The following is a 6905-nucleotide window of genomic DNA, read 5'->3' as shown; positions in this document are numbered from 1 at the left end:
CCCACGCGCAGTGACGTGGGAGCGGGCTTGCCCCGCGATGGGGCCGGTACAGGCTGCCTTCCCATCTGCGCTATCATGCGGCCAGCTGTTTTCAGGTTGGATTAAGGACCCCCGGTTAGTCTTGTTTGCGTAGACAACTTGCTCATCCCCAAGGAGAGACCCCATGAAAACCCTGACTGCCCTGTTCACCGCCGCCGCCCTTGCATTGGGTGCCAACGCCGCCTTCGCCAAGGACGTGCAGCCCGATGAAGTGGTCAAGCTGGTGAACGCCAAGACCATCAAGTCGCTGGACGAACTCAAGGCCGCCGCCGTGGCCAAGCACCCCGGCGCCACTGTCACCGACTCCGAACTCGAAGACGAATACGGCCGCTACATCTACAAGGTCGAACTGCGTGATGCGCAGAACGTCGAATGGGACGTCGACCTGGACGCCAAGACCGGTGAAGTGCTGAAGGACGCGCGGGACAATTGATGAACGCATTACCGCAGGCGGCGCGCTGCCTGGCCCTGGCCTTGCTCGGCATGTGCTCGCTGGCCGCCGCCCGCGACCTGGATCAGGACGAGGCCCTGGCGCTGCGCCAGCAGGGCATCATCCTGCCTTTCGAGCGACTGCTCGAGACCGCCCTGGGGCGTTACCCCGGGGCGCGTCTGCTGGAGGCGGAGCTGGAAGAGAAGCACGGCCGCTACGAATACGAAGTCGAGTTGCTGACCCCCCAGGGCGTGGTGCGCGAGATCAAGCTCGATGCCCGCTCCGGCGAGCTGCTCAAAGACGAGGAAGATGACTGAATGCGCCTGTTGCTGGTCGAAGACAACGTGCCCCTGGCCGATGAACTGATTGCCGCCCTGCAGCGCCAGGGTTACGCGGTGGACTGGCTGGCCGATGGCCGCGACGCGGTGTACCAGGGCCAGAGCGAGCCCTACGACCTGATCATCCTTGACCTCGGCTTGCCGGGGTTGCCTGGGCTTGACGTGCTGGCGCAATGGCGCGGGGCCAACCTCGCCACCCCGGTGCTGATCCTCACGGCGCGCGGCTCCTGGGCCGAGCGAATCGAAGGCCTCAAGGCCGGCGCGGACGACTACCTGAGCAAACCCTTCCATCCCGAGGAGCTGCAACTGCGCATCCAGGCTCTGCTGCGCCGCGCCAAGGGCCTGGCCAACCAGCCGAAGCTGGAAGCCGCCGGCCTGCACCTGGATGAATCGCGCCAGTGCGTCAGCCGTGAAGGTGTCGACGTCCAGCTGACCGCCGCCGAGTTCCGCCTGCTGCGCTATTTCATGCTGCACCCAGGCCAGGTGCTGTCCAAGAGCCACCTGGCCGAGCACCTCTACGATGGCGAGACCGAGCGTGATTCCAACGTCCTTGAAGTGCACGTCAACCACTTGCGCCGCAAGCTCGGGCGCAGCGTGATCGAGACCCGCCGTGGCCAGGGTTATGTGTACGCCGGGAGTGGCGCGTGAAGTCGATCCAGGGGCGCTTGAGCCTGGGGCTGGTGGCGGTGCTGGTGGTGGTGGGCCTGGCGTTTGCGCAACTCACGCTGTGGCTGTTCGAGGCCGGCCTGCAGCGTTATCTGGAAACCGGCCTGCGCAAAGAAAGCGAGAACCTGCTGGTGGCGCTGGTGCGTGGGCCGTCGGGCCTGCAACTGGACGAGCGGCGCATATCGGCGGCCTACCAGCGCCCCTTCTCGGGCTACTACTTCCGTATCGATTTCGACCAGGGCACCTGGCGCTCGCGCTCGCTCTGGGACCTGGACATGCCCAAGCCGGCCAGGCCCGGGCTGGACGACGGCCATGAGCTGGGCCCCGAGGGCCAGCAACTGCTGGCCTATCGCGGCGACTACCGGCGCCTGGGCCAGGACATCTCGATCAGTGTGGCCCAGGACTATTCGCCAGTGCGCGAGGGTTTCCGCCGCATGCAGCAGATCGGCCTGGGCATGGGCCTGGTGGCGTTGTTGCTGGTGCTGGTGCTGCAGCGCATCACCGTGACCCGCTCGCTGCGCCCGCTGGAGCGCGCCCGCCAGCAGATCGCCCAGTTGCAGCAGGGCCAGCGCTCGCAGCTGGATGCCCAGGTGCCCAGCGAATTGCAGCCCTTGGTGGATCAGATCAACCACCTGCTCAATCACACCGAAGACAGCCTGCGCCGCTCGCGCAATGCCCTGGGCAACCTGGGGCATGCGCTGAAGACGCCGCTGGCGGTGCTGCTCAGCCTGGCCGCCAGCGAGCGCCTGCAGGCACTGCCCGAGGTGCGCGCGCAGATGCGCGAGCAACTGCAGCAGATCCAGCAGCGCCTGGCCAGGGAGCTCAACCGTGCGCGCCTGGCCGGGGATGCGCTGCCCGGCGCGCAGTTCGACTGCGATGCCGAGCTGCCGGGGTTGCTGGCTACCTTGGCGATGATCCATGGCGAAGGGCTATTGCTGGAACGCGACGTACCGCCCGGGCTGTTGTTGCCGTGGGATCGCGAAGACCTGCTGGAGCTGCTCGGCAACTTGCTGGACAACGCCTGCAAATGGGCTGACAGCGAGGTGCGCGTGGGCATGGCGGCGACCGCAGAGGGTTATCAGTTGTGGGTCGACGACGATGGCCCCGGCATTCCCGAGTCGCAGCGCCTGCAAGTGCTCGAGCGCGGCTCGCGGCTGGACGAGCAGGTCGATGGGCACGGCCTTGGGCTGGGTATCGTGCGCGATATCGTCGACGCCTGGGGCGGGCGCATCGCCTTGCTGGATAGCCCGCAGGGCGGGTTGCGGGTGAGTATCGACTTGCCGCGCAAAAGTCGTTGATCGCCATCGCGGGGCAAGCCCGCTCCCACGAGGTGTCCCGCGTTCGGCGTGGGAGCGGCGGTGCGCCGATGCGACTTGCCCCGCGATGAGGACCAGATCAACCCTGCAAAAAAATTGCAGTACAGCCGCAGTTTTTTGAATTGGCAGGCCTACCTGCCCTCCCGGCACAATCCCCCCACGAAACCCTCCGGTTTCCATCTCTCCACGGACGGAGCCCCTTGCGTTATTGCCTTTGCAATACCGGGCCCAGGTGCGTTTGCGCTGGGCTTTCTTTTCCAATCAAAAAAACACGACGCCACTACTTCGATGCCTGCCTCTCGCCCCGAAACCCGTCTGCGGCGCCTGCTCCCGGCGCCCCTGAACATCCCCCCCAAAGAATGGCTGCGCGCAGGCCTTGGCGCGCTGCTCGGCCTGTTCCTCGCCGGCTACCTGTGCAGCCTGGCCTACGGTCCGTCGATTGCCTTGCACCTGCTTGGCCCGTTGGCGGCCTCGGCGGTGCTGGTGTTCGCCGTGCATTCCGGGCCGCTGGCCCAGCCGTGGCCGGTGCTGGGCAGCTACGCGCTGGCCGGCGCCGTGGGCCTGGCCATGCGCCACGGCTTCGGCGACGGGTTGTGGGTGGCGGCAGCCGCGCTGGCGGTTGCCACCCTGGTGATGTGCCTGCTGCGCTGCCTGCACCCGCCGGGTGGCGGCGTGGCAGTCAGTGCGGTGCTGGCCGACCCGGGGCTGGTGGCGATGGGCGACCACCTGCTCGAACCGGTGCTGCTCAATGCGCTGGTCCTGGTCGCTGTCGCGGTGCTCTACAACCGCCTCACCGGCGTGCGATACCCCAAGGGCGCCGCGCCGCGCAAAGACCTGCACCACACCCATGACCCGCTGCCCAGCGCGCGCGTAGGCATCAACGCCGACGACCTGGACCAGGCCCTGGAAGACATCGGCGAGTTCGTCGACGTGACCCGCGACGAGCTGGAGCGGATCATCCTGGCCACCGAGCAGCATGCCTTGCAACGCAGCCTTGGCGGTATCACCGCAGGCTCGGTGATGTCCCGCGATGTGCAGTCGGCCACGCCGCGCACCAGCCTCGAACAGGCCTGGAAGATGCTCGCCAGCCACCACCTGAAAACCTTGCCGGTGCTGGACAACGGCCGCCTGGTGGGCATCGTCAGCCTCAGCGACCTGGTCGGCCCGGCCATGGCGCGCGGGCGTTTCAGTTGGCGTCGCATGTTCCGCCGCAACACGGTGCGCCTGGAGCAGGTAATGAGCCGGCGAGTGGTCAGTGTGAGCAGTCAGCACCCGTTGGAGCGCCTGTTACCACTGCTCGGCGAGCAGGGCCTGCACTGCCTGCCGGTGCTCGACGGCGACAGCCTGGTGGGGGTCATCACCCAGACCGACCTGATCGCCGGCCTCAAGCGGCACCTGCTGACGGCGGCCGCCCAGGGCTCAGATCAGCGGGTCCCAGCGCTGTGACCAGTCGCTTTCGCCGGCGGCCACCAGCCGGCGCAACACCGCGAAGGACTGCTGCAGGGCCTCGCTGTCGCGTTCGCGGGCGTACACCAGGAAGGTCGGGTAGGTGAACTCCGGCGCTTCGGGCACCCGCTCGAACACGCCGCTTTGCAGGTAGGCCTGTACCACCCGGGTGCGGAAGTAGCCGCTGCCGCCCTGGTCGAGGATGAACTGCAGGGCCAGCGGCCCAAGGTTGAAGCTCAGCGCCGGGCGTGACAGCTCGGGCAGGGCGGCGTCGTGCTGGCGGCGGAAGGCCTCGCCCCAGTCGATATAGATGTACGGCTCGGGCCGGTCCACCCGGCGTATGCGGATCAGCTTCTCCTCCATCAACTGCTCCACCTGCAGGCCCGGGCCGTAGGTCGGCTGGTACACCAGCGCGGCGTCCAGCAGGCCCATCTCCACCTTGCGCAACAGCGACTCACCGTCGCTGACTTCGCTGCGGATCGCGTGGCCTTGCAGTTCGCGGTGCAGCGCGCTGACCCAGTCGAGCATCATCGGGTTGCCCAGGCTCACCTCACCGCCCACATGCAGCACCTGCTGGCAGCCCTGGGGCAGCGGCAGGTCGCGGCGCGCGGCTTCCCAGGTCTGCACCAGCTGGTTGGCATAGCTGACGAAGGCCTCGCCATCACTGGTCAGGCTGGCGCCGTTGCGGCTGCGCACGAACAACTGGCAGCCCAGTAGCCGTTCCAGCCGTTGCACCCTTGCGGTGATGGCCGTCTGCGACACGAACAGGCGCTCGGCGGCGGCGACCAGGCTGCCGCAACGCACGATTTCCAGGAAGGTTCGGGCCTGATCGATGTCCATGTTGCTGCTCTGTGGCGGAAAGGGCGCCTAGTCTAGAGGCTTTGCACCGAAATAGGGCGTTATAGGGCCTGGCGAGTGGGCGGGACCTGCCAACATCAGCCTTCGGGAATCGCCACCCGCGTGCTGGCCTTCACCTCGCGCAGCGCCAGGCTCGACTGGATCGAGGCGATCCCCAGCTGGCGGCGCAGCACCTGTTCGATGAATTCACTGTAGCTGTCCAGGTCCTCGGCCAGCACTTGCAGCAGGTAATCGGCATCACCGGTGATCTTGTGGCAGGCCACCACCTCGGGCAGCGCGCGCACCACCGCCTCGAAGTCGTCCGGCGCCTTGTCGCCGTGGCTGGCGAAACGTACCTGGACGAAGGCAAGGATCTCCAGGCCCAGCAGGCGGCGGTCTAGGTTGGCCTGGTAGTCGCGGATCACGCCTTCTTCTTCCAGGCGTCGGCGCCTGCGCCAGCAGGGCGTGACGCTGAGCGACAGGCGTTCGCTCAGCTCGGCGTTGGACAGGCTGGCGTCGGCCTGCAACAGGGCGAGCAGGGCGCGGTCGGTATCGTCGAGGGCGACGTGCTTGGATAATTTTTTCGCCATGGGTGCCAGTCCTGAAATAACAGACTCGAAAAGCTAACATTGCGAGTCGATAAAGCAAAGAACACCCAGCGTTGACGCAATAGCCTAGTGGTCAATCAACCACCACACAGGCTTCGCCAGCATGTTGACCGTCTTCAGCGCCAACCACCGCCTGCACCATGGCACCGAACTCAAGGATGGCGTGCTCAAGCCATCGTTCGAACAACCCAGCCGCGCCGACACCGTGTACGACCGGGTGCGCACGGTCGGCCTGGGCGATATCGTCTCGCCGCAGGCGTTCGGCCGCGCCTGCTACGTCAAGGCCCACAGCGAGCGTTACGTGCACTTCCTGGAAACGGCCTGGCAGCAGTGGACCGCCCTGGGCCGCAGCCACGACGCGTTGCCATTGGTGTGGCCGGTGCGCGACCTGGCCGGCGAGCGGGTGCCTCGGCATATCGATGGCCAGCTCGGCTTTTACGCCATGGATGCCGGCGCGCCGATCACCGCCACCACCTGGCAGGCGGTGAAGACCAGCGCCGACCTGGCCCTGACAGGGCTTGAACTGCTTGACCAGGGCCAGCAGGCCGCCTTCGCCCTGTGCCGCCCGCCGGGGCATCACGCCGCCCGCGAGTACATGGGCGGTTACTGCTACCTGAACAACGCCGCCATCGCCGCCGAGCATGCCTTGACCCGCGGGGCGGCAAAGGTGGCGGTACTGGACGTCGACTTCCACCACGGCAATGGCACCCAGACCATCTTCTACGACCGCCCGGACGTGCTGTTCGTCTCGCTGCACGGCAAGCCGGCGGACTCCTATCCCTACTTCAGCGGCTACGCCGACGAGCTTGGCGCAGGCGCGGGCGAGGGCTTCAACCTCAATCTGCCGCTGCCCAAGGGCACGCGCTGGGCGGCCTACCAGCAGGCCCTGGAGCAGGCCTGTGCGCGCCTGCGCCGCCATGCGCCTGAGGTGCTGGTGGTATCGCTGGGCGTGGACACCTTCAAGGACGACCCGATCAGCCACTTCCAGCTCGACAGCCCGGACTACCTGGCCATGGGCCGGATGATCGCCGCCGTGGGCGTGCCGACCCTGTTCGTCATGGAGGGCGGCTACATGGTCGATGAGATCGGCATCAATGCGGTGAACGTGCTGACCGGGTTCGAAGAAGCCCGCGGCTGATCCAAAGGCCCCATCGCGGGGGCCCGCCCCGCCCCCCGGGGTGACCGGGGGGCCCGGGTTGCCCCCCCGGTGGGGGGGGGAAACACC

The 6905-nt window shown here is 67.1% G+C and carries 8 protein-coding genes; 6 read left to right on the top strand and 2 right to left on the bottom strand.

Annotation, left to right across the window (positions count from 1 at the left end; genetic code table 11):
* The first annotated feature begins 163 nt into the window (after window positions 1-163).
* The 5 genes from ABE459_RS25365 to ABE459_RS25345 all read left to right on the top strand — a co-directional run bounded on the left by ABE459_RS25365 (window position 164) and on the right by ABE459_RS25345 (window position 4235).
* Window positions 164-472, top strand: a complete 309-nt coding sequence (locus tag ABE459_RS25365; protein ID WP_110994219.1) for a PepSY domain-containing protein — start codon at window positions 164-166, stop codon at window positions 470-472.
* The gene (locus ABE459_RS25360; protein ID WP_125463499.1) at window positions 472-786 is read left to right on the top strand and encodes a PepSY domain-containing protein; all 315 of its coding nucleotides are present in this window, start codon (window positions 472-474) and stop codon (window positions 784-786) included. Before ABE459_RS25365 ends, ABE459_RS25360 begins: the two co-directional genes overlap by 1 nt.
* Window positions 787-1455, top strand: a complete 669-nt coding sequence (locus ABE459_RS25355) for a response regulator transcription factor (protein ID WP_125463500.1) — start codon at window positions 787-789, stop codon at window positions 1453-1455.
* Window positions 1452-2771 (top strand): sensor histidine kinase, encoded by a 1320-nt coding sequence (locus ABE459_RS25350; protein ID WP_323833864.1) that lies wholly within the window; start codon window positions 1452-1454, stop codon window positions 2769-2771. The genes ABE459_RS25355 and ABE459_RS25350 overlap by 4 nt, the downstream gene beginning before the upstream one ends.
* A gap of 306 nt (window positions 2772-3077) precedes the next feature.
* On the top strand, window positions 3078-4235 hold the full coding sequence (locus tag ABE459_RS25345; protein WP_323833866.1) for an HPP family protein: 1158 nt from the start codon (window positions 3078-3080) through the stop codon (window positions 4233-4235).
* Here ABE459_RS25345 and ABE459_RS25340 read toward each other — a convergent pair.
* Together ABE459_RS25340 and ABE459_RS25335 are read right to left on the bottom strand one after the other, a co-directional pair.
* The gene (locus ABE459_RS25340) at window positions 4209-5075 is read right to left on the bottom strand and encodes a LysR family transcriptional regulator (protein WP_323833868.1); all 867 of its coding nucleotides are present in this window, start codon (window positions 5073-5075) and stop codon (window positions 4209-4211) included. The genes ABE459_RS25345 and ABE459_RS25340 overlap by 27 nt on opposite strands.
* A 95-nt stretch (window positions 5076-5170) precedes the next feature.
* Entirely contained in the window at window positions 5171-5662 is a 492-nt protein-coding gene (locus ABE459_RS25335; RefSeq protein ID WP_125858146.1) for an Lrp/AsnC family transcriptional regulator, read from the bottom strand.
* Window positions 5663-5783: 121 nt separating this feature from the next.
* Here ABE459_RS25335 and ABE459_RS25330 point away from each other — a divergent pair, with 121 nt between their 5' ends.
* On the top strand, window positions 5784-6818 hold the full coding sequence (locus ABE459_RS25330; RefSeq protein ID WP_323833870.1) for a histone deacetylase family protein: 1035 nt from the start codon (window positions 5784-5786) through the stop codon (window positions 6816-6818).
* Window positions 6819-6905: the final 87 nt, after the last annotated feature.

This window comes from Pseudomonas sp. TWI923, assembly GCF_039673365.1.
Taxonomy (GTDB): domain Bacteria; phylum Pseudomonadota; class Gammaproteobacteria; order Pseudomonadales; family Pseudomonadaceae; genus Aquipseudomonas; species Aquipseudomonas sichuanensis.
This window is presented reverse-complemented; position numbering and strand designations above follow the sequence as displayed.